A 22,447-nucleotide genomic window follows, 5' to 3' on the forward strand; every position below is an offset into this window, starting at 1 on the left:
GAAGAGGGTCCGGACGGGCGCCCGGAGGGGGACGCGTGCAGGGGGCGTGCGTAAGGGTGACCTCACCCGTAAGCTGTATCAGCCACCTTCACGCCTTACAGAGTTCGCGTCGCCCTTGATGACCGGGTAGCCGAGCCGAGCCGACCGGAGACCCCCGTGCCCAGCCCGTACCGTGCCCTGTTCGCCGCCCCCGGCTCCAAGGGTTTCTCCGCCGCGGGCTTCCTCGGCCGGATGCCGCTGTCGATGATGGGCATCGGCGTCGTCACGATGATCTCCCAGCTGACCGGACGGTACGGGCTCGCCGGTGCGCTGTCGGCGACCATGGCGCTGGCCGCGGCCGTCCTCGGCCCGCAGGTCTCGCGCCTCGTGGACCGGCACGGACAGCGGCGGGTGCTGCGGCCCGTGACCCTGTTCGCCCTCGTGGCGGCCGCCGGGCTGCTGTGCGCCGCCCGCTTCGAGTGGCCGGACTGGGTGCTGTTCGTGTGCGCGGCGGGCATCGGCTGCGTCCCGAGCGTGGGTGCGATGGTCCGGGCCCGCTGGGCCGCCCTGTACGGGGGCACCCCTCAGCTGCACACCGCGTACTCCTTCGAGTCCGTGGTGGACGAGGTCTGCTTCATCTTCGGGCCGATCATCTCCATCGGCCTGTCCACGGTGTGGTTTCCGGAGGCGGGGCCGCTGCTCGCCGCCTGCTTCCTCGCGGCCGGCGTCTTCTGGCTGACCTCCCAGCGCGCGACCGAGCCCGTGCCGCACCCGCGCGAGCACCACGCCGGCGGCTCCGCGCTGCGCTCGGCCGGGCTCCAGGTGCTGGTGGCCACCTTCGTGGCGACCGGCGCGATCTTCGGGGCCGTCGACGTGGTGACCGTCGCCTTCGCCGAGGAGCAGGGGCACAAGGGGGCGGCGAGTGTCGTCCTCGCGCTGTACGCGGCGGGTTCGTGCGTCGCCGGCGCCGTGTTCGGGCTGCTGCACTTCAAGGGGGCGCCCGAACGCCGGTGGCTGCTGGGCATATGCGCGATGGCCGTGAGTATGATCCCCCTCCTACTGGTCGGAAACTTGCCGTTCCTGGCCGTGGCGTTGTTCCTTGCGGGCCTGTCCATCGCTCCCACGATGATCACGACGATGTCCCTCATCGAGCAGCACGTACCACGCGCGAAACTGACCGAGGGCATGACCTGGGTGAGCACCGGACTCGCGGTCGGGGTCGCGCTGGGCTCCTCCGTGTCCGGCTGGGTGATCGACGCCGCCGGCGCGAAGGCCGGGTACGGGGTTCCGGCGGTGTCCGGGGCCGTCGCGGTCGCGGTCGGTTTCCTCGGGTATCGCCGGCTGAACAGGCCGGTTCCGCAGCGGGGAGGGTCCCATGAGCACCACAGTGAGCGGGAAGAGCGGCACGTGGCGTAACTGGGCGGGGAACGTCACCGCCCGTCCCGTACGGGAGGTCACCCCCGCCTCGGTGGATGAACTCTCCGCCGCGGTGCGGAAGGCGGCCGACGACGGTCTGCGGGTGAAGGCCGTCGGTACCGGGCACTCCTTCACGGCCGCCGCCGCGACCGACGGTGTGTTGATCCGCCCTCAACTGTTGACCGGCATCCGCGGGATCGACCGCGAGGCGGGCACCGTCACCGTCGAGGCCGGCACTCCGCTCAAGCGGCTCAACATGGCTCTCGCCCGTGAGGGACTGTCGCTCACGAACATGGGCGACATCATGGAGCAGACCGTGTCGGGGGCGACCAGCACCGGCACGCACGGCACGGGCCGCGACTCGGCCTCGATCGCCGCGCAGATCAAGGGCCTTGAGCTGGTCACGGCGGACGGCTCGGTCCTCACCTGCTCCGAGAAGGAGAACCCCGAGGTCTTCGCGGCGGCCCGTGTCGGCATCGGCGCGCTGGGCATCGTCACCGCGATCACCTTCGCCGTGGAGCCCATATTCCTGCTCACGGCCCGCGAGGAGCCGATGACCTTCGACCGGGTCACCGCCGACTTCGACGAACTGTTCACCGAGAACGAGCACTTCGAGTTCTACTGGTTCCCGCACACCGGCAACTGCAACACCAAGCGCAACAACCGCAGTGCGGGTCCCGAGAAGCCGGTGGGGCAGATCGGCGGCTGGATCGAGGACGAGTTCCTCTCCAACGGCGTCTTCCAGGTGGCCAATCTGCTGGGCCGCGCCGTACCCGCCACGATCCCGGCGATCGCGAAGATCTCCAGCCGTGCGCTGTCCGCGCGGACCTACACCGACATTCCCTACAAGGTCTTCACGTCTCCGCGCCGGGTGCGCTTCGTGGAGATGGAGTACGCCGTCCCGCGCGAGGCCCTGGTGGAGACGCTCCGCGAGCTGAGGACGATGGTCGACCGCTCGTCCCTGCGGGTCAGTTTCCCCGTCGAGGTGCGCACGGCTCCAGCCGACGACATCGCGCTGTCGACGGCGTCCGGGCGGGAGAGCGCCTACATCGCCGTCCACATGTTCAGGGGAACCCCCTATCAGGGGTACTTCACCGCCGCCGAGCGGATCTTCACCGCCCACGAGGGGCGGCCGCACTGGGGCAAGGTGCACACGCGCGACGCCGCGTACTTCTCCGAGGTCTACCCGCGCTTCGGCGAGTTCACGGCGCTGAGGGACCGGCTGGACCCGGACCGGCGCTTTGCGAACGACTACTTGCGTCGGGTGCTGGGCTCGTAGGCACGCTCGGGGTGGGGGTCGGGCTGTCGCTCCCGGCCTCCGCGTCCGACGAGGTGCCGGCCTCGGGCGTCGGCGTGGCCGTCGCACCGACATCGCCGTCCCCCTCGGGGGTTCCGGTGTCGCCGCCTCCGGAGGACGGCCGCTTCGAAGGGGTGTCCGCCGAGGGCGTCGTGGCGGGCTCCGGCGTCGTGGCGCCGGTGCCGGAGCGGCTCCCCTTGAGGGCGTCACCGACGGTCGTGCTCCTGCCGGCACCGCTGAAATTCTGTCCCGAGACCAGCTCGTAGGTGGTGATTCCGGCCATCGTGACGCCGAAGACGAGTGCCGCGGCGACGACCGGCCTCCGCCAGTTCCTGACCCGCGCGCGGTAGACGGTCCCTTCGGTGAACTCCCCCGGCACCGGCGTCCTCCGCGGCGCCGCTTTCGGTTTGGCCTGCACCGTCGCGTCCCGCAGCTGTTCTCCGGTGCGCTTGAGGAAGTGCTGGAAGAGCGTTCCTCCGCAGGTCGCGATCACGCTGACCAGGCCGGCGCCCAGGATCGTCCCGTAGACGCCGAAGTAGGAAGCGAGTTTCGCGGCCACCACCGCCGCCACCGCGCTTCCCGCGACTTGAGGCAGGCTCAGGTCGACCCGTTTCCTCCTCGGCCCCTCGTCGGCACCCGGCTCATGGACACCCGGCTTCTCGCCGACTTCGGACTTCTTACGCATCCCCGGACCTTGCCTGCCTTTCCCGAACTTGGTCGACCGACTGCACGAGAAGGGGACGTACGGGCGAAACGATTGGTTCCGTTTCCGACGATTAGGTGAAGTGCGCCACGTTCCATGGTCACGAATGCGGCGCTTCGGGCGGCCAACTACCACCCCTTGACCGAAGTTGGGCGGCGCGCCGATCCACGTAGGTGGCCCGAATGGAGTACTGTTGCGAGCCCTGGGTCCGGACTCCCGCCAGGGTGTCCGGGGCCTTGCAGGACCGCCGGGAGGGGGCTCGTTGCACAGGGTGATGAGGTTCGTCACTTAGCGTTGCGAAAAGGTAACCGTGCCATAACGGCGCTCCCGGGCCCATGCCCGACACGCCGGGCAACTCGGCAAGGTTGTGGCAGGCTGCACCCGGGCAGGCCACACTCGACTAGCGGAAGCAGCGACGCACGTGACGTCGGCAGGCACCACCCGGGAGGTCCCCATGCCCGAACTGCGTGTCGTGGCCGTCTCTAACGACGGCACACGGCTGGTGCTGAAGGCTGCGGACAGCACGGAGTACACGCTTCCGATTGACGAGCGTCTGCGCGCCGCCGTACGCGGCGACCGTCCCCGCCTCGGCCAGATCGAGATCGAGGTGGAGAGCCACCTCCGCCCCCGCGACATCCAGGCGCGTATACGTGCCGGCGCCTCCGCGGAGGAGGTCGCCCAGCTCGCCGGAATCCCCGTCGACCGCGTGCGCCGATTCGAGGGGCCCGTGCTCGCCGAGCGCGCCTTCATGGCCGAGCGCGCGCGGAAGACCCCGGTCCGCCGCCCCGGCGAGAACGCCGGACCCCAGCTCGGCGAGGCCGTCCAGGAGCGACTGCTGCTGCGCGGCGCCGAGAAGGACACCGTGCAGTGGGACTCGTGGCGCCGCGACGACGGCACCTGGGAGGTCCTGCTGGTCTACCGGGTGGCGGGCGAACCGCACTCGGCGAGCTGGACGTACGACCCGCCGCGGCGTCTGGTCCAGGCCGTCGACGACGAGGCGCGCTCGCTGATCGGCGAGTCCGACGACCTCGCCGCGCCCGAGCCGAGCTTCCCGTTCGTCCCGCGGATCGCGCGGCTGCCCAGGGACCGTCCGCTGGACCGCGCCCTGGACCGGCAGATGGAGCGGCCGAGCCTGCCCGCCCCGTCCCCGGAGCCGGTCGAGGAGTCCGGCGACCGGGATTCGCTGACCAGCCTCCTGGAGGCGGTACCCAGCTTCCGGGGCGACATGGTGGTGCCCGAGCGGCCCTCGGCAACGGAGCGGCCCGCCACGGAGGAACCCGACCCCGAGCCCGAGGCGGAGGAGCCCCCGGCTCCCGCGGCGTCGGCCGGTGCCGGTTCGGCGTACGCGGACGTCCTGATGCCGCGTTCGGTGGGCAGCCATCGCGACCGTCTGGTCGGCGCGACCGACCGGCAGGCCGAGGCCGACGGCGTCCGGCCGGGCCGCCGGGCGGCGGTACCGAGCTGGGACGAGATCGTCTTCGGTACGCGACGGAAGAAGCAGGACTAGTCAGTTGTCCGACGAAGGGGCCCGCACCGGTTCGGCGCGGGCCCCTTCGCTGTCACTGGGGGTCGGGTCCCACCGCGACCGGACGGCTCCCGTCCCGGGACCACTCGGACCAGGAACCCACGTACAGGGCCGCGGGGATGCCGGCCACGGCGAGGGCCAGGACCTCGTGCGCGCCGGAGACACCGGAGCCGCAGTAGACGCCCACCTCGGAAGTGGCACCGGCGCCCAGCGACTTGAAGCGGTCGGCGAGTTCGGCGGCGGGCAGGAACCGTCCGTCGGTCTCGACGTTCTCCGTGGTCGGCGCGGACACGGCGCCGGGGATGTGCCCGCCGACCGGGTCGATCGGCTCGACCTCGCCGCGGTAGCGCTCACCCGCGCGGGCGTCGAGCAGGACGCCGGTACGGGCGAGAGCCGCCGCGCCGTCCGCGTCGAGCAGCGGGCGCGCACCCGGTGCCGGTGCGAAGCTTCCGGGCTCCGGGGCCGGCCGTTCCGAGGACACCGGCCCGTTCCAGGCGGCGAACCCTCCGTCGAGGACGCGTACCGACGGATGACCCGAATAGCCCAGCAGCCACCAGGCGCGCGCGGCGGCCCAGCCCTGACCGCCGTCGTACACGACGACATCGCGGTCCGCGGACACGCCGGCGGCTCGCATCGCGGAGCCGAAGACGTCGAGATCGGGCAGGGGATGCCGTCCGGCCGCCCCGGCCGGACCGGCGAGTTCGGAATCCAGATCGACGAAGACGGCTCCCGGGATGTGCGCCTTCTCGTACTCGTCGCGCAGGTTCGGGCCGCCCAACTGCCAGCGGACGTCGAGGAGGACCGGCGGGTTCGGTCCTGCCAGATCGCTCGCGAGTTCAGGTGCGGTGATGATGGCGTTCATGGCCACCATCCTCGCGCACGGGGTGGCCGCGTCGTCCAGCTCCGGCTACTCTGCTCGGCCGGACAGGTCCGATCACGAGGCGTACGGGATCGGGCACATGCTGTACAGCTGATGGACACCACCCGGCAATCACGCCGAAACGGATGAGAAACGACACTCCGGGCATCCTCCGGCCGGGGACCGCTGAGCGGCGGTGCGACCGGAGCGCGCGGTGTGACCGGTGGTGCGAACATCGGCACGGGGCTTGCACGGGTGCCGCTGCGGTACCCGTGTTCGTAGGCGGAAGGTGACCGGCCACCGCGAGGGGCCGAGAAGAGAGTGACGATGACCGAGGCACGGGGGTCGACCGGCCTGAACGGCACCACGCACGCTCGGCGCACACCCGGCACACCCTGCTGGGTGAGCCTGATGGTGCACGGGATGGCCGCGACCCAGGAGTTCTACGGACAGCTGTTCGGCTGGGAGTTCCGGCCGGGACCGCAGCAGCTCGGCCCGTACGTGCGGGCTCTGCTGGACGGTCACGAGGTGGCGGGGATCGGCCAGCTGCCACCCGACCGGCATCTGCCCATCGCCTGGACGCCCTACCTCGCCTCGGACGACGTGGACGTGACCGCGGAGACGGTCCGGCACAGCGGCGGCACGGTGGGCGTGGGTCCCCTCGACGCCGGGGAGGCCGGGCGCATGGCGATCGCCTCGGACCCGACGGGCGCCGTCTTCGGCATCTGGCAGGCCGCCGAGCACCTGGGTACGGGGATCACCGGGGTGCCCGGCACACCCGCGTGGAACGAGCTCGTGACCCGCGACACCGACAGCGTGGTCAAGTTCTATCAAGGGGTGTTCGGTTACCGGCTGGAGCCGACCGTCTCGGCCGACTTCGACTATGTGACCCTGCACATCGAGGGCCACCCGGTGGCCGGCGTCCACGGCGTCGGGAACGCGCTGCCGCGCGACCGCGGACCGCACTGGCTGACGTACTTCGAGGTCGCGGACGTGGACGACGCCGCCCGGCATGTCGTCGAGCTCGGCGGGCATCTCCTCAAGTCCGCCCACGACTCGCCGTACGGGCGGGTGGCGACGGTGGCGGACCCCGAGGGCGCGATGTTCTCGCTCATCCACGCCGACCGCCGGGAATCCTGAGGAGCCCGGGGCGACCGGCCCCTGTGACGTCCCGGGACTCACGCCCCGCGAGATCAGGCAGAGGCCACCGGCAGCACGTCCGGTGACAGGGCGCCCGCCCGGGCCGTCGCGGCCGTCATCCGACGGCGGTGGTGCCGGCGGCACAGCACCTCGTACCCGATGTCCTCGGACTGGTTGACGTCGCCGACGACGACCTGGGCGCCCTCGACGACCATCTCGCCGCCTATGGTGCGGGCGTTGTGGGTCGCGCGGGCGCCGCACCAGCACAGGGCCTCGACCTGGAGGACCTCGACCCGGTCGGCCAGCTCCACGAGCCGCTGGGAGCCGGGGAACAGCTTGGACCGGAAGTCGGTGGTGATCCCGAAGGCGTAGACGTCCAGGCCCAGGTCGTCCACCACACGGGCGAGCTGGTCGATCTGCGCGGGGGCGAGGAACTGCGCCTCGTCCGCGATCACGTAGTCCGCCCGGCCGCCCTGGGAGAGATGGTCGACCAGGTATCCGTACAGGTCCTGGTCGTCCGCCACCTCGACGGCGTCCGTGACCAGGCCCAGCCGGGAGGAGAGCTTGCCCTCGCCCGCCCGGTCGTCACGCGTGAAGATCATGCCCTGCAGGCCACGCGCCGAGCGGTTGTGCTCGATCTGGAGAGCCAGCGTCGACTTCCCGCAGTCCATGGTTCCGGAGAAGAACACCAGCTCGGGCATGGGGAGTTGAGCACCTTTCGGCAACGGGAGTACGGGGCGGCGGGACGTGATCAGCGTACGGGAACAGCCTAGGAGCGTACGTGCAGGAGGGGCACGAGCTGTTCGGCGGGGGTCATGGAGCCGTGGTTGCCGACCATCGCGGACTCCTTCGGCTCCCGCTCGGACGCGATGATCAGCACGTCGTCGCGGGCCGCCGCGACGACGTCGCCGATCCGGGCGTACACCCGCTCGTCGACCTGCGGGCCGAACCAGCCCGCGGCGATCGCCTCGTCCCGCGAGGCCACCCAGAACTGCTCGCCGAGCACCTCGCGCCAGCAGGTCAGGACGTCCGACGCGGCGCCCGGAACCGCGTAGACGTGGCGGGCGCGGCCCTCGCCGCCCAGCAGGGCGACCCCGGCGCGCAGCTCCCAGTCCTCGTCGAAGTCGATGCGGTGCTGCTCGTCGAACGGGATGTCGACCATGCCGTGGTCGGCGGTCACGTACAGCGCCGTGCGGGGCGGCAACTGCTCCGCGAGGCGCTGGACCAGCCGGTCGACGTACATGAGCTGGCCGCGCCAGGGGTCCGAGTCGACGCCGAAGCGATGGCCCTTGCCGTCCACCTCGGCGTAGTACGTGTAGACCAGCGAACGGTCCCCGGCGGCCAGTTGCTCGGCCGCGAGGTCCATGCGCTCCTCGCCGGACAGCCGTCCGTGGAACGTGCCGCCGGACAGCGCGATCTTCGTCAGGGGCGTGTTCTGGAAGGTGGGCGACGAGACCTGCGCGGTGTGCACGCCGGCCGCGTCCGCCAGCTGGAAGACCGTCGGATAGGGCTGCCAGGCGGTCGGCTCCGTCCACGGGTTCCAGCGGAGCTGGTTCATCAGCTCGCCGGTCGCCGGATTGCGGGCGGTGTAGCCGGGCAGGCCGTGCGCGCCGGGCGGCAGGCCGGTGCCGACGGAGGCGAGCGAGGTCGCGGTGGTCGCGGGGTAACCCGCGGTGATGGGGCGGCCCGTGCCCCCTCGGGACGACGCCAGGAGCGACGCCATGAAGGGGGCCTCTTCGGGGTGGGCCTTGAGCTGCTCCCAGCCGAGACCGTCGATCAGGAAGACGCAGTTCCGGTCGGCCGCGTCCAGCTCCGGTATGGCGGCGGTCAGACCGGGCACGCCCATGCCCGCGGCCAGCGTGGGCAGCAGATCCGCGAGGGAACCGGCGCCGTACTCGGGGACGGGCGCGGAGTCCACGGCGAGCGGCTCCGGCTGGTCCCAGGCGGAGGGGGGCGGAGCGGGCGCGAAACGCCCGCCCTCGTGGGCTGCGGAGGGGAACGGGTGCGACATCAGCGGGTGATGTCCGCGGTCGCCTCGGAGAGGGACTGCGCGAAGGCCAGGGCCTGGCGCACCGTCTCCGGGCCGTCGCCGGCCTCGCTGACCCGCAGGCTCAGGTCGTCGGCCGTCGAATTGCCCGTGTAGCCGTGGTCCGCTTCACAGTTGGGGTCGCCGCAGGCGGCGGGCTCCAGGTCGATGCGGGAGACCGCGCCCCAGCCGATGGTCAGGACGACCTCGCGGGGCAGGGTGCCCGGTGTGTACGACTCCGGGTTCGAGACGACTCGGCTGACGACGACCGACGAGATCCGGCCGAGTTTCACCGACTCCGTCGAGGTCGTGGCGTACGGCGTCGGGGAGGTGCTGTCCGCTGCCTGCTCGTCGGTGTGGCTCACGATGAAGCGGTTGCCGGTGAGGACGAGGACCGTGACGTGCCGGCGCACCTCATTGGCGTCGAACGTCGTCTCCTGGTGGACCAGGTACGACCGGATGGTCTCGCCGCCGATCGCGGCCTCCACCGCCTCGGCCACGAGGGCCGGGTAGTAGCCGCTGCGCTCGATCGCCGCTCGCAGCCCCTGGGTCGTCGTACTGGTCTTGGCCATGACGTCCATCCTACGGTGGCCCACTGACTGCGAGGCACCGCTCGCGGGTGTCCGTCGCGCACGGACCGGGCACCGGGCGGGCGCGGCACGGATCACCCGCCGCGGGCCAGGACGGCGGCCCGGCTCAGACCACGGGGAGCGTGCGAGGACCGAGATCGTCACGCACGGGGGCGCGGGCCAGCCGCACCGTGGCCCCGAGCACGCTGAGGCCGTGCGGAGCGACCACCACGGGCTCCAGCGACACGGCGACGACCTCGGGATGGTCGTCGACCAGCCGCGACACCCGCAGCAGCAGCTCTTCGAGGGCGGCCGTGTCGACCGGCGCGGAGCCCCGCCAGCCGAACAGCAGCGGCGCCGTCCTGATCGACCTGACCAGGGAGGTCGCCTCCCGGTCGGTGACCGGGACCAGCCGATGCGCGGTGTCGCCGAGCAGCTCGGAGGCGGCCCCGGCGAGCCCGAAGGACAGGACGGCCCCGGCCGCCGGGTCGATGACGGCGCGTACGACGGTGTCCACTCCGCGCGGCGCCATCGCCTGGACGACGGGGCGCAGCTCCTGGGGCGTCCCGAACAGGTCGGTCAACTCCGTGTACGCCCGTCGCAATTGTTCCTCGTCCGCCAGGTCGAGCCGGACTCCTCCCAGGTCGGCGCGGTGCCGCAGATGCGGGGCGGTGGTCTTGAGGGCCACGGGATAGCCGAGGGTGCGCGCGGCCTGCGCGGCGTCGTCGGGCGTGGGCGCGGGCAGGGCCCGGCGCACGTCGATGCCGTAGTGCCCGAGCAGGACGCAGGCCTCCTCCGTGCCGAGCGTCAGTCCCTCGCCTCGTGCGAGAAGGGCGTCGATCTGCGCGGCCGCACCCTTCTCGTCGATGTCCTCGTACTCGGGCACCTTGCCGGGCTGGGCGGCGTCTCGTCGCCACTGGGCGTATCTGACGGCTTCGGCGAGGGCGCGGACGGCGCGCTCGGCCGCGGGGTAGGCCGGGATGAGACGGCGGTCCGGCACCGGCGCGGATCCCACCGGCGCGGTCGGGCCCTCGCCGGGCGGACCGGGGGGCCGCGATGCGGGCGGGGCCGAGGCGGCGGGGGTGCGGGGGGCGTCCGCGGCTCCGGGAACCGGGGCCGCGGCCTGGGGCGCGGTGCTCGCCGCCGCGGACAGCGCCTCGGCGAGTCCGCCGAGCTCCACGTGCACGACCAGCACCGGCTTCGTGGGGGCCTCGGCGGAGGCCGAGCGCAGGGCCTCGGCCAGGGCCGCGTCCCGGGCGGACGTCTCCCCCACCGCCGGGATCGCCGTCACCACGACGGCGTCGCAGCCGCCCTCGGACAGGGCCTGGGCCAGCGCGCGCCGGAAGTCCTCAGCCGATGCCGCCGTGGTCAGGTCCAGCGGGGGCAGTGGACGCAGCCCCTGGGCGAGGCATGCGTCGTAGGTGAGAAGCCCCAGCGACTCGGAATTGCCGAGGATGGCCACCCGGGGACCCTGGGGCAGCGGCTGACGGGCCAGGAGCAGCCCGGCGTCGACCAGTTCGGTGATCGTGTCCACGCGGATCACCCCGGCCTGCCGCAGCAGGGCGGACACGGTGGCGTACGGCAGGCGCGTGGGCCGCACGGTGTGGCCGAGGGGCGCCACTCCCCCGTGCCGCGCGCCCTGCACCACGACCAGCGGCTTGGCCGCCGCCGTCCGGCGGGCCAGGCGCGTGAACTTGCGCGGGTTGCCGATGGATTCGAGGTACATGAGGGCGACGTCGGTGTCCGGGTCGTCGTACCAGTACTGGAGGACGTCGTTGCCCGAGACGTCCGCGCGGTTGCCCGAGGAGACGAAGGTGGACACGCCGGTCACACCGGTGACACCGCCGCCGCGCCGGTGCAGCCGGGACAGCAGGGCGATGCCGATGGCCCCGGACTGGGCGAACAGCCCTATCCGCCCGGGGCGCGGCATCTCAGGGGCGAGCGAGGCGTTGAGGCGCACCCGCGGGGACGTGTTGATGACGCCGAAGGCGTTGGGACCGATGATCCGCATGCCGTACGAGCGTGCCTGGCGCACCAGTTCGCGCTGGAGTCGGCGTCCTTCGGGGCCGCTCTCCGCGTATCCGGCGGAGACCACCACGAGTCCCTGTACCCCGTGCACCCCGCACTCCGCGACGACCTCGGGGACGTACGGCGCGGGCACGGCGACGACCGCCAGGTCGACGGGCTCGGTGATGTCACGCACGGAGCGGTAGGCGGGGACTCCGTCGAGTTCCTTCTCCTGGAGCGCCTTGTTGACCGCGAAGAGGCGGCCCGTGAAGCCGGCGTCGCGGAGGTTGGCGAGGACGCTGCGGCCGACGCCGCCGGGGGTGCGGCCCGCGCCGATGACGGCGACCGAGCCGGGGGCGAGCAGCCGCTGCACGGACCTGGCCTCGGCGCGCTGCTCCCGCGCCCACTGGACGGCACGCGAGCGGTCGGTCGGTTCGAGGTCGAACTCCAGGCGTACGACGCCGTCCTCGAAGCTGCGCTTCTGGGTGTACCCCGCGTCCGTGAACACCTTGATCATCTTGTTGTTGGCGGGCAGCACCTCGGCGGCGAAGCGGCGGATGCCACGCTCACGGGCCACGGCCGCGATGTGTTCGAGGAGGGCCGAGGCGACACCGCGGCCCTGGTGGGCGTCCTGGACGAGGAAGGCGACCTCGGCCTCGTCGGCGGGGGCGGACGCGGGCAGGCCGTCGGCATTGATGCGGTCGTAGCGTACGGTGGCGATGAACTCGCCGCCCACTGTGGCCGCGAGACCCACCCTGTCCACGAAGTCGTGGTGCGTGAAGCGGTGGACGTCCTTCGCGGACAGGCGCGGATACGGCGCGAAGAAGCGGTAGTACTTCGACTCGTCGGACACCTGCTCGTAGAAGCTGACCAGGCGCTCGGCGTCATCGACGGTGATGGGCCTGATGCGGGCGGTGCCGCCGTCGCGCAGCACCACGTCGGCTTCCCAGTGAGCGGGGTACGCGTGCCCGTCCGGCGAGGTCTGCATGGGCCCCAGAGTACGGCTCGCGTCCGACAACGGCGCGCGGCAGTCTGTGGAGGACGGAAGCCGGATCGAGGCCGCGATCCGGCGACACTCGGGACGGGACTCCGGACCGCTCCGGGCAGTCTTCACGTTATGGGACACTGGTCTAGACAACCCTGAACACCTGAAGGGCAGCATCACATGGCTGAGCGCCGCGTCAACGTCGGCTGGGCTGAGGGCCTCCACGCCCGCCCCGCCTCCATCTTCGTCCGGGCCGCCACGGCCTCCGGCATCCCCGTGACGATCGCCAAGGCCGACGGGAACCCCGTCAACGCGGCCTCCATGCTCGCGGTCCTCGGCCTGGGTGCCCAGGGCGGCGAGGAGATCGTCCTCGCCTCCGACGCCGAGGGTGCGGACGCCGCCCTCGACCGCCTTGCCAAGCTGGTCGCCGAGGGGCTCGAGGAGCTCCCGGAGACTGTCTGATCGCATTGCCGGCGACGGCGGACTTCGCCCCGAGAGGCGAAAGAACGCCGTCCCGCACATCCGCCGAAGGGCTCGTCCGAGAATCTCGGACGAGCCCTTTGCTTTTCCCGTTTCCGGGCAGCAGAAATAATCCCCCGCGAATTACTCATCTTTGTATACGGTGCCCGTGTTAATGCCGCACGCCCGTCATGTTTACGGGATGTTGCGAAGTCCTCACACGCTCCGCCCGGTCCCCGCCGCCGGGAAAACGGAGCCGGTGCGCGGCCGTCGCACGCTCCGCGTGCAGAGCCGTGATCGACCGCGCCCGCTCGCTGTCGCCCCGCGCGACGGCGTCCACGATCCCGCCGTGCTCCGCCCAGGACTCCGCCGGGCCGGCCGGCACCTCCACGGTGTACATCCAGGCGATCTTGTGCCGCAGCTGCGCGAGCGTGGACGTCAGCGCCGGGCTGCCGGAGGCCTGCGCGAGGGTCTCGTGGAACCAGCCTCCCAAGGAGCGCAGATCCTCGCTGTGCCCCCTCCTGGCGCGCTCCTGACCGAGCCTGACCAGGCCCCGGAGCACCTTCAGATGGGCCTCGGTCCGGCGCTGGGCGGCCCGTGCCGCGGCCAGCGGCTCCAGCAGCATCCGCATCTCCAGCAGGTCCGACGCCTCCTGCTCGGTCGGCTCCGCGACACACGCGCCCGCGTGCCGCCGGGTGACGACGAAGCCCTCGGCCTCCAGCGTGCGCAGCGCTTCGCGCACGGGGACACGCGAGACGCCGTAGCGGCGGGCGAGCAGTTCCTCGGTGAGCCGGCTGCCGCGCTCGTAGACGCCCGAGACGATGTCGTCACGGATCGCCGTGCATACCGAGTGCGCCGGAATACGCATGACCGGACCTCCGCTTTAATGCCCGCGAAACGCCATCGATTGACGCCTGTTCAGTGACTCTATTGCAGGCAGCCGGAATTTCCGACGGGAGGCCGGAATCCATGGATATTTTTTGGACAGATGCCCGGCCGAAACGACGATGCCCCGGCTCGGTGAGCCGGGGCATCCAAAGTCGTGAAGAAGTCGCGGAGCGGACGTCGGAGGTTCACACCGCGCGAGCGGCGGCGCGCCGGGCGTCCGTGCCCCGCGGGCCGAGGTGCGTCAGACGCTCACACCGCGCGCGCGGAGGTAGCCGACGGGGTCCATGTCCGAGCCGTACTCCGCGGTCGTACGGGCCTCGAAGTGAAGGTGCGGTCCGGTGGTGTTCCCGGTGGACCCGGAGAGGGCTATCTGCTGCCCCGGGGTGACCGCCTGGCCGACGGAGACGCCGATGGACGACAGGTGGCCGTACATGGTGTACGTGCCGTCGTGCATCTTGATCACGACCTGGTTGCCGTAGGCGCCGCCCCAGCCGGCCGTGACGACCGTGCCCGAGCCGACGGCGTGGACCGGGGTGCCGGACGCCGCGTGGAAGTCGACGCCGGTGTGGCTGCCGGAGGACCAGAGGCTGCCACCGGTCTTGTAGCCCGTGGAGACGTACGAGCCGGTGATCGGCAGGACGAAGGAGTTGAGGCGCTTGCGCTCGGCCTCGCGGGCGGCGCGCTCCTTGGCCTCACGCTTCTTCTTGGCCTCCTCGGCGGCCCGCTTGCGGGCGGCCTCCTCGGCCTTCTTCAGCGCCGTGGCCTCGTCGGCGGCGCGCTGCTGCGCCACGGCCTGCTCGTCGATCTGCTCGGCTACCGAGTCGCCGAGGGAGACGACCGGAGTCAGTCCGGTCTGCTCGACGGAGGTCTCCGCGGCGAGCGCGGGTGCGGCCAGCGCCCCGACGACGCCGGTGGTGGTGAGCGCCGCGACGCCGACGGCGTTCGTGGTGGTGCGCTTCACGCGGCTCGGACGACGATGCTTCCCGGTGCCACAGGTGAACGCCATGTAGGGGCTGGTCCTTTCCTTCCCTCTCGCCTACCGGGTTAGCTGACGGGTTCGGAGCAGGAAGGTCTCCTACGGACCCCCTCCGGGAGGGCGTCCGATTCACCCCAGGGACTGCGTATGGGTCCCCGGCTCCCCTGGCTCGCGCCGTACGGGGACTCGGCGATGACTGTCCGGTGCCGCGGGCGCGGCGCACTGCCTGGCGAACAGCCGGATCGACGCTAGACGGGGCGCCTTTCGAACAACAAACGGATCACGGTTTTTGTAGTGCATGCCACAGGGCAGACAGGCAACCTCTCCACCAATACGGACAAATCGAGAAGGGAGTCCGGACAAAGCGAGGCCCAGGTGACGTATGCGCCACCTGGGCCTCCGAGATGTCGCGCCGCTCTACTCGGCCGTCACGACGGTCACTTCACCGATTCCGAGGGCCTGGACGGGCTCCTTGATCTTCTCGGCGTCGCCCACCAGCACCGTCACCAGCCGGTCCACCGGGAAGGCGTTCACGACGGCCGCCGTTGCCTCCACGGTGCCCGTCGCGGCCAGCTGCTGATACAGCGTCGCCTGGTAGTCGTCGGGCAGGAACTGCTCGACCTGGTCCGCGAGTGTGCTCGCCACGGCCGCCGCGGTCTCGAACTTGAGGGGCGCCACACCGACCAGGTTCTGCACGGCGACGTCCCGCTCGGCGTCGGTCAGACCCTCGGCGGCGAGGGTGCGCAGCACCTTCCACAGGTCGTCGAGCGCCGGACCCGTGTTCGGGGTGTCCACGGAGCCGCTGATGGCGAGCATCGCCACGCCCGTGGTGCCCGCGGAGGACGACGGCGCGGCCCGCAGGACCTGGCCGAACGCCCGTACGCCGTAGGTGTATCCCTTCTCCTCGCGCAGGACCCGGTCCAGACGCGAGGTGAGGGTGCCGCCGAGGCAGTAGGTGCCGAGCACCTGGGCGGGCCACACACGGTCGTGCCGGTCGGCCCCCACACGGCCGATGAGCAGCTGCGTCTGCACGGCACCGGGCCGGTCGACGATGATCACGCGGCCCGTGTCGTCGGCGCTCACCGGCGGCACCGGGCGCGGCTCGGCGGACGAGCCGGTCCAGGAGCCGAGCGTGTCGCCGAGCAGTTCGTCGACGTCGACGCCGGTGAGGTCACCGACGATGACCGCGGTCCCGGTCGCGGGACGCACGTGCTTCTCGTAGAAGGCGCGCACGGCCGCCGAGTCGATGTTCTCGACGGTCTCCTCGGTGCCCTGCCGCGGGCGCGACATGCGCGAGGTCGACGGGAAGAGCTCCTTGGAGAGCTCCTTGGCGGCGCGGCGGGCCGGGTTGGCCGACTCGTGCGGGATCTCGTCCAGCCGGTTGCGCACCAGCCGCTCGACCTCGCTGTCCTCGAACGCCGGTGCCCGCAGGGCGTCGGCCAGCAGACCGAGCGCCTTGGGCAGGCGGGAGACGGGGACTTCGAGCGACAGACGCACGCCGGGGTGGTCCGCGTGCGCGTCGAGCGTGGCGCCGCAGCGCTCCAGCTCCGCGGCGAACTCCTCGGCGGAGTGCTTGTCCGTGCCCTCGGAGAAGGCCCGCGCCATGATGGTGGCGACGCCGTCCAGACCGGTCGGCTCGGCCTCCAGGGGCGCCGCGAGCAGCACCTCGACGGCGACGACCTGCTGACCGGGGCGGTGGCAGCGCAGCACCGTCAGGCCGTTGTCCAGCGTGCCGCGCTCGGGGGCCGGGAACGCCCAGGGCTTGGCCTCGCCCGCCTGGGGCTGCGGGTGGAAATCCATGCTCGCGAGCTCGGTCACTTCGCCGACTCCTCGTCTTCGTCGGTGGTTTCGGCGGCCTGAGGGGCCTCGGCGAGCGGCTCGTAGACGAGCACCGCGCGGTTGTCGGGGCGCAGCCGGGCCTTGGCGACCTCCTGGACCTCCTCGGCGGTGACGGCGAGGACGCGCTGCACGGCGGTCAGGGCGAGCTGCGGGTCGCCGAACAGGACGGCGAACCGGCACAGTTCGTCGGCGCGTCCCGCGACCGTGCCCAGCCGGTCCAGCCACTCGCGCTCCAACTGGGCCTGCGCCCGCTCCATCTCCTCGGCGGTGGGGCCCTCCTCGGCGAACCGGGCGAGCTCCGCGTCGACGGCGGCCTCGATGACCGGGACCTCGACGTCGCCGGACGTCTTCACGTCGAGCCACCCCAGGGAGGGCGCTCCGGCGAGCCTGAGCAGGCCGAACCCGGCCGCGACGGCGGTGCGGTCGCGGCGGACCAGCCGGTTGTAGAGCCGGGACGACTCGCCGCCGCCGAGGACGGTGAGGGCCAGGTCGGCCGCGTCGCACGCGCGCGTGCCGTCCTCCGGGAGCCGGTAGGCGGCCATCAGGGCGCGCGCCGGGACCTCTTCCTCGACGACCTCGCGCAGCTGCTCGCCGATGACGTCGGGCAGCGAGCCGTCGCGCGGTGCGGGCTTGCCGTCGTGCCCGGGGATCGAACCGAAGTACTTCTCGATCCAGGCGAGCGTCTGCTGCGGATCGATGTCACCGACGACCGACAGGACCGCGTTGTTGGGCGCGTAGTACGTGCGGAAGAACGCGCGCGCGTCCTCCAGGGTGGCGGCGTCCAGGTCCGCCATCGACCCGATGGGGGTGTGGTGGTACGGGTGGCCCTCCGGATACGCCAGCGCGGTCAGCTTCTCGAACGCGGTGCCGTACGGGACGTTGTCGTAGCGCTGACGACGCTCGTTCTTCACGACGTCCCGCTGGTTCTCCATCGACTCGTCGTCGAGCGCGGCGAGCAACGAGCCCATGCGGTCGGCCTCCAGCCAGAGGGCGAGCTCCAGCTGGTGGGCGGGCATGGTCTCGAAGTAGTTGGTGCGCTCGAAGCTCGTCGTGCCGTTGAGCGAACCGCCGGCGCCCTGGACGAGCTCGAAGTGGCCGTTGCCGTGGACCTGCTTGGAGCCCTGGAACATCAGGTGCTCGAAGAGGTGAGCAAGTCCGGTACGGCCGTTGACCTCGTGGCGCGAGCCGACGTCGTACCAGAGGCACACCGCCGCGACCGGGGTCAGGTGGTCCTCGGAGAGCACCACGCGCAGGCCGTTGGCCAGGCGGTGCTCGGTCGCTGTCAGGCCGCCGGAGCCTGCCTCGGCTGTGGCCGTGTGACCCATGGGCATGTACGTCCCTTCGATCGCGGAAAACTGCCTTTTCCTGTCGGTCCTGCCACTGTATGCAAGCGCGCGGAAAGCTGGCGAAGTTCCCGCACCCCGTACGCCGAGAGCGAGACTCACGTGTACTACGGTCCTTGCCGGGCGAGTCGGCGGGACACGCCGCGCAGACGGAAACCCCGGTGTGCCGTGGGCAGGTCTCCCGGCGCGCCTCGGACGCGGCCCGGAACTCGGCGAGGCAGGTCCGGGGACCGGTCGTGGACAGGTCCGGGAACCGTCGTGGACAGGTCCGGTGATTGTCTTCGCGAGGGCCGGGGACTCGTCACCGACCAGGTCCGGGGCCGGTCGCGGAACGCGGCCGGGACCCTCCGCGGACCGGGTCCGGGACCTGTCACGGAAGGGTCGCGAGACCCGCTACGGACGGGTCGCGGTCCACGTTGTCAGTGGGGCGGTCCACAATGGTCCGCGTCAGATCCCGTTCATGCCCCGGCAGAGACTGTGAAGGAGCCGCAGCAGCGATGGCCCGCCGCAGCACGAAGACCCCGCCGCCCGACGACTCGTACGAGGAGAAGATCCTCGACATCGACGTCGTGGACGAGATGCAGGGCTCCTTCCTTGAGTACGCGTACTCGGTCATCTACTCGCGAGCCCTGCCGGACGCCCGGGACGGGCTCAAGCCCGTGCACCGCCGCATCGTCTACCAGATGAACGAGATGGGGCTGCGCCCCGACCGCGGCTACGTGAAGTGCGCCCGCGTCGTCGGCGAGGTCATGGGTAAGCTCCACCCGCACGGCGACGCGTCGATCTACGACGCGCTGGTGCGTCTGGCCCAGCCCTTCTCGATGCGCCTGCCGCTGGTCGACGGCCACGGCAACTTCGGCTCGCTGGGCAACGACGACCCGCCGGCCGCGATGCGTTACACCGAGTGCCGGATGGCCGACGCCACGTCACTGATGACCGAGTCCATCGACGAGGACACGGTCGACTTCACGCCGAACTACGACGGCCAGGAGCAGGAGCCCGGGGTCCTCCCCGCCGCGTACCCGAACCTCCTGGTCAACGGCTCGCAGGGCATCGCCGTCGGCATGGCCACCAACATGCCGCCGCACAACCTCGGCGAGGTGATCGCCGCCGCCCGGCATCTGATCCGCCACCCCGGCGCCGACCTCGACACGCTGATGAAGTACGTCCCGGGCCCCGACCTGCCCACGGGCGGCCGGATCGTCGGCCTCTCCGGCATCAGGGACGCGTACGAGAACGGCCGGGGCACCTTCAAGATCCGCGCCACGGTCTCCGTGGAGAACGTGACCGCGCGCCGCAAGGGCCTCGTCGTCACCGAACTGCCCTTCACCGTCGGCCCGGAGAAGGTGATCTCGAAGATCAAGGACCTGGTCGGCTCCAAGAAGCTCCAGGGCATCGCGGACGTCAAGGACCTCACCGACCGTGCGCACGGACTGCGGCTGGTCATCGAGGTCAAGAACGGCTTCGTGCCGGAGGCCGTCCTCGAACAGCTCTACAAGCTGACGCCGATGGAGGAGTCCTTCGGCATCAACAACGTGGCGCTGGTGGACGGTCAGCCGCTCACCCTGGGCCTCAAGGAGCTCCTGGAGGTCTACCTCGACCACCGCTTCGAGGTCGTCCGCCGCCGCAGCGAGTTCCGCCGCGGCAAGAAGCGCGACCGGCTGCACCTGGTGGAGGGGCTCCTCGTCGCCCTGCTGGACATCGACGAGGTCATCCGCCTCATCCGCTCCAGCGAGAACTCCGCGCAGGCCAAGGAGCGCCTGATCGAGCGGTTCTCGCTCTCCGAGGTGCAGACGCAGTACATCCTCGACACGCCGCTGCGCCGGCTCACCAAGTTCGACCGCATCGAGCTGGAGTCGGAGCGCGACCGGCTGAACGGCGAGATCGACGAGCTGACCGGGATCCTGGAGTCGGACACGGAGCTGCGCAAGCTCGTCTCCGCCGAACTGGCCGCGGTCGCCAAGAAGTTCGGCACCGACCGGCGCACGGTGCTCCTCGAGTCCGCGGGGGCGCCCGCCGCGGCGGTCCCGCTCCAGGTGGCGGACGACCCGTGCCGGGTGCTGCTGTCCTCCACGGGCCTGCTGGCGCGCACGGCGAACGGCGACGCGTTCGCGGACGCCGCGGAGGCCCGGCGCACCAAGCACGACGTGATCGTCTCCGCGGTGCCCGCGACCGCGCTCGGCGAGGTGGGCGTGGTCACGTCCTTGGGCCGCCTCCTGCGGCTGAACGTGATCGACCTCCCGCAGCTGCCGGAGACGGCCGCGGCGCCCAACCTCTCCGGAGGCGCGCCCATCTCGGAGTTCCTGTCCTCCCTGGAGGCGGACGAGACAGTGGTGTGTCTGACGACGCTCGACGAGTCGTCACCGGGACTGGCCATCGGCACGGAACAGGGCGTCGTCAAGCGCGTGGTCCCCGACTACCCCTCGAACAAGGAGGAGTTGGAGGTCATCGCGCTCAAGGACGGCGACCGCATCGTCGGCGCCGCGGAGCTGCGCACCGGCGAGGAGGACCTCGTCTTCATCACGGACGACGCCCAGTTGCTGCGCTACCAGGCCTCGCAGGTCCGCCCGCAGGGCCGGGCGGCGGGCGGCATGGCGGGCATCAAGCTCACCGACGGCGCCAAGGTGATCTCCTTCACCGCCGTCGACCCCGCGGTCGACGCGGTGGTGTTCACGGTCGCGGGCTCCCGCGGCACCCTGGACGACTCCGTGCAGACCACGGCCAAGCTCACCCCGTTCGACCAGTACCCGCGCAAGGGCCGTGCCACGGGTGGTGTGCGCTGCCAGCGGTTCCTGAAGGGCGAGGACTGCCTGTCGCTGGCCTGGGCCGGCGCGACGCCCGCTCGGGCCGCGCAGAAGAACGGCACACCGGTCGAGCTGCCGGACGTCGACCCGCGCCGTGACGGCTCGGGCGTGTCCCTCGCGAAGACGGTGGCCGTGGTGGCGGGCCCGGTGTAGTCCGCCGGCCCTCCCCTCTCAGAGTCCAGGGCCCCTGGCCGCCGCGGTCTCAGCGGTCGGGGTCCGTCTCCTCGGGGGCCTGAACGTAGCGGAGGACGCCCCACATGCTGTGCTCGTCGGCGTGTGGGGCGTCCTCCTTGCACGACTCCAGCTCCTTGGCCAGAGCCGCCGCGTCGATGCCGGAGCCGATCAGGACGAGCTGGGTGAGGCGCTGCTCGGCGCGACCCCAGGGTTCCGGGTAGAAGCGCAGGAACCTTCCGACGGCGTGGACGGCGTAACGGTTGGCGGTGTCCTGCACGCCGAAGTCGACGTACCCCTTGATGCGGTAGAGGCCCTCCGGCCGGCTGTCGAGGAAGGCCATCAGCCTCCGCGGGTCGAGCGGCACCTCGGAGCTGAAGGAGACGGACTCGTAGGCAGCGTGCAGATGACCGGTGTGACCGGGCGCCGCGTGTCCGTGGCCGTCCTGCCCCTCCTCGCGCTCCTGCCCATGCCCGCCCTCGTCGTGCAGATCGTCGAAGGACAGCTGTCCGATGCGTTCCTCGCTCGGCCGGCAGTCGAAGAGGAACTCCGGATCGATACGACCGTACGTGGCGGGCACGACGGCGGCCCGGCCGGCGAGCTCCCGGACGGTGCGGAGCACTCGTTCTCCGTCGGCGGCGCGGTCGGCCTTGTTGACGACGACGAGGTCGGCGATGCCGAGGTGCCGGTCGATCTCGGGATGCCGTTCCCGGGTGGAGTCGAACTCGGCCGCGTCGACGACCTCGACGAGCCCCCCGTACACGATCCCCGGGTGCTCGCTGGCGAGCACCATCCGCACGAGCTCCTGGGGCTCGGCCAGTCCGCTCGCCTCGATGACGATGACGTCGACACGTGCCGAGGGCTGGGCGAGCCGTGTCAGGTACTGGTCGAGCTCACCGGCGTCGACGGCGCAGCAGAGGCACCCGTTGCCCAGGGAGACGGTCGAGTCGCCCAACGCCCCCGCCACCGCCATGGCATCGATCTCGATCGCCCCGAAGTCGTTGACGACGGCCGCGATACGGCTGCCGCCACTGCGGTGCAGGAGGTGGTTGAGCAGCGTGGTCTTGCCTGAGCCGAGAAACCCGGCGAGCACGACGACGGGAATCTGCCCGGGCACACCCTGCGCGTTCGGGGGACGCTCGGGACTGGACGGCTGGCTCAACGGGCGACCTCTTTCACACCGGTACGTGCACCGGCTCGCGGACCGGCTCGCGTACGAGCACGGCTCACACACCGGCACTCGTACGGACAATCAATGCCGACCCAGCATACGAGTGGGGGGAAACGCCCCGAAGTGAACGATTGTTAGCGGCGCTCACGGGGCACACGTTGGACATGGCGCCGGGATACACGACCCGCACTTCCCTCCGTGCGCCTCCTCTCCGCCTCCCTGCCGATCAGAGCCGCTCGGCAACACTGGGAGACGGCAAGCGCGCCGCCCACCGCTCGCCGGTCCGCTCC

General features: G+C 71.5%; 17 protein-coding genes and 1 riboswitch. Of the genes, 6 read left to right on the top strand and 11 right to left on the bottom strand.

The features are described 5' to 3' along the window. Positions 1-156: 156 nt before the first annotated feature. Both ABEB03_RS30195 and ABEB03_RS30200 read left to right on the top strand, forming a co-directional pair. Positions 157-1,395 (top strand): MFS transporter, encoded by a 1,239-nt coding sequence (locus tag ABEB03_RS30195; protein ID WP_095937134.1) that lies wholly within the window; start codon positions 157-159, stop codon positions 1,393-1,395. Next, positions 1,355-2,674, top strand: a complete 1,320-nt coding sequence (locus tag ABEB03_RS30200) for a D-arabinono-1,4-lactone oxidase (RefSeq protein WP_345656058.1) — start codon at positions 1,355-1,357, stop codon at positions 2,672-2,674. The genes ABEB03_RS30195 and ABEB03_RS30200 overlap by 41 nt, the downstream gene beginning before the upstream one ends. Here ABEB03_RS30200 and ABEB03_RS30205 read toward each other — a convergent pair. After that, positions 2,598-3,377 carry a hypothetical protein gene (locus ABEB03_RS30205; RefSeq protein ID WP_345656059.1) on the bottom strand — a complete coding sequence of 260 codons (780 nt, stop codon included), beginning with the start codon at positions 3,375-3,377 and terminating at the stop codon, positions 2,598-2,600. The two genes, ABEB03_RS30200 and ABEB03_RS30205, sit on opposite strands and share 77 nt — an antisense overlap. Positions 3,378-3,816: 439 nt before the next feature. Here ABEB03_RS30205 and sepH point away from each other — a divergent pair, with 439 nt between their 5' ends. Further along, positions 3,817-4,902, top strand: coding sequence for a septation protein SepH (sepH, locus tag ABEB03_RS30210; RefSeq protein ID WP_345656060.1), 1,086 nt, complete (start codon positions 3,817-3,819; stop codon positions 4,900-4,902). Positions 4,903-4,954: 52 nt separating this feature from the next. Here the strand turns inward: sepH and ABEB03_RS30215 are convergent, their stop codons facing one another. Continuing rightward, complete coding sequence (locus tag ABEB03_RS30215; protein ID WP_345656061.1) at positions 4,955-5,782, bottom strand: sulfurtransferase; 828 nt, start codon at positions 5,780-5,782, stop codon at positions 4,955-4,957. A 324-nt stretch (positions 5,783-6,106) separates the two neighbouring features. On the opposite strand from ABEB03_RS30215, the gene ABEB03_RS30220 reads away from it, so the two are divergent. Then, entirely contained in the window at positions 6,107-6,919 is an 813-nt protein-coding gene (locus ABEB03_RS30220) for a VOC family protein (protein WP_345656062.1), read from the top strand. A gap of 53 nt (positions 6,920-6,972) precedes the next feature. Here the strand turns inward: ABEB03_RS30220 and ABEB03_RS30225 are convergent, their stop codons facing one another. From ABEB03_RS30225 to ABEB03_RS30240, 4 genes are all read right to left on the bottom strand, one after another. Beyond that, positions 6,973-7,620 carry a thymidine kinase gene (locus ABEB03_RS30225; protein ID WP_028802266.1) on the bottom strand — a complete coding sequence of 216 codons (648 nt, stop codon included), beginning with the start codon at positions 7,618-7,620 and terminating at the stop codon, positions 6,973-6,975. Positions 7,621-7,688: 68 nt separating this feature from the next. Further along, positions 7,689-8,930 carry an alkaline phosphatase family protein gene (locus ABEB03_RS30230; RefSeq protein WP_345656063.1) on the bottom strand — a complete coding sequence of 414 codons (1,242 nt, stop codon included), beginning with the start codon at positions 8,928-8,930 and terminating at the stop codon, positions 7,689-7,691. After that, positions 8,930-9,517 (bottom strand): DUF5998 family protein, encoded by a 588-nt coding sequence (locus tag ABEB03_RS30235; RefSeq protein WP_345656064.1) that lies wholly within the window; start codon positions 9,515-9,517, stop codon positions 8,930-8,932. The genes ABEB03_RS30230 and ABEB03_RS30235 overlap by 1 nt, the downstream gene beginning before the upstream one ends. A 124-nt stretch (positions 9,518-9,641) precedes the next feature. Continuing rightward, on the bottom strand, positions 9,642-12,509 hold the full coding sequence (locus tag ABEB03_RS30240; protein WP_345656065.1) for a bifunctional acetate--CoA ligase family protein/GNAT family N-acetyltransferase: 2,868 nt from the start codon (positions 12,507-12,509) through the stop codon (positions 9,642-9,644). Positions 12,510-12,686: 177 nt separating this feature from the next. On the opposite strand from ABEB03_RS30240, the gene ABEB03_RS30245 reads away from it, so the two are divergent. After that, on the top strand, positions 12,687-12,968 hold the full coding sequence (locus ABEB03_RS30245) for an HPr family phosphocarrier protein (protein WP_028802270.1): 282 nt from the start codon (positions 12,687-12,689) through the stop codon (positions 12,966-12,968). 169 nt (positions 12,969-13,137) lie between these two features. Here the strand turns inward: ABEB03_RS30245 and ABEB03_RS30250 are convergent, their stop codons facing one another. The 4 genes from ABEB03_RS30250 to ABEB03_RS30265 form a co-directional block, all read right to left on the bottom strand. After that, entirely contained in the window at positions 13,138-13,833 is a 696-nt protein-coding gene (locus tag ABEB03_RS30250) for a GntR family transcriptional regulator (protein ID WP_345656066.1), read from the bottom strand. Positions 13,834-14,094: 261 nt separating this feature from the next. Beyond that, complete coding sequence (locus ABEB03_RS30255; protein ID WP_345656067.1) at positions 14,095-14,859, bottom strand: M23 family metallopeptidase; 765 nt, start codon at positions 14,857-14,859, stop codon at positions 14,095-14,097. A gap of 12 nt (positions 14,860-14,871) precedes the next feature. Continuing rightward, a riboswitch (cyclic di-AMP (ydaO/yuaA leader) is annotated at positions 14,872-15,031 on the bottom strand. Positions 15,032-15,246: 215 nt separating this feature from the next. Next, entirely contained in the window at positions 15,247-16,647 is a 1,401-nt protein-coding gene (locus ABEB03_RS30260) for a M16 family metallopeptidase (protein WP_345656068.1), read from the bottom strand. Further along, the gene (locus tag ABEB03_RS30265) at positions 16,644-17,999 is read right to left on the bottom strand and encodes a M16 family metallopeptidase (RefSeq protein WP_345656069.1); all 1,356 of its coding nucleotides are present in this window, start codon (positions 17,997-17,999) and stop codon (positions 16,644-16,646) included. Before ABEB03_RS30265 ends, ABEB03_RS30260 begins: the two co-directional genes overlap by 4 nt. 509 nt (positions 18,000-18,508) lie before the next feature. Here ABEB03_RS30265 and ABEB03_RS30270 point away from each other — a divergent pair. Then, positions 18,509-20,968 (top strand): DNA gyrase/topoisomerase IV subunit A, encoded by a 2,460-nt coding sequence (locus ABEB03_RS30270; RefSeq protein WP_345656070.1) that lies wholly within the window; start codon positions 18,509-18,511, stop codon positions 20,966-20,968. Positions 20,969-21,017: 49 nt separating this feature from the next. Here ABEB03_RS30270 and ABEB03_RS30275 read toward each other — a convergent pair whose 3' ends face one another. Then, positions 21,018-22,148, bottom strand: coding sequence for a CobW family GTP-binding protein (locus ABEB03_RS30275; RefSeq protein WP_345656071.1), 1,131 nt, complete (start codon positions 22,146-22,148; stop codon positions 21,018-21,020). Between the last annotated feature and the right edge of the window lie 299 nt (positions 22,149-22,447).

The sequence above is a fragment of the Streptomyces siamensis genome, from assembly GCF_039543605.1.
GTDB lineage: Bacteria > Actinomycetota > Actinomycetes > Streptomycetales > Streptomycetaceae > Streptomyces > Streptomyces siamensis.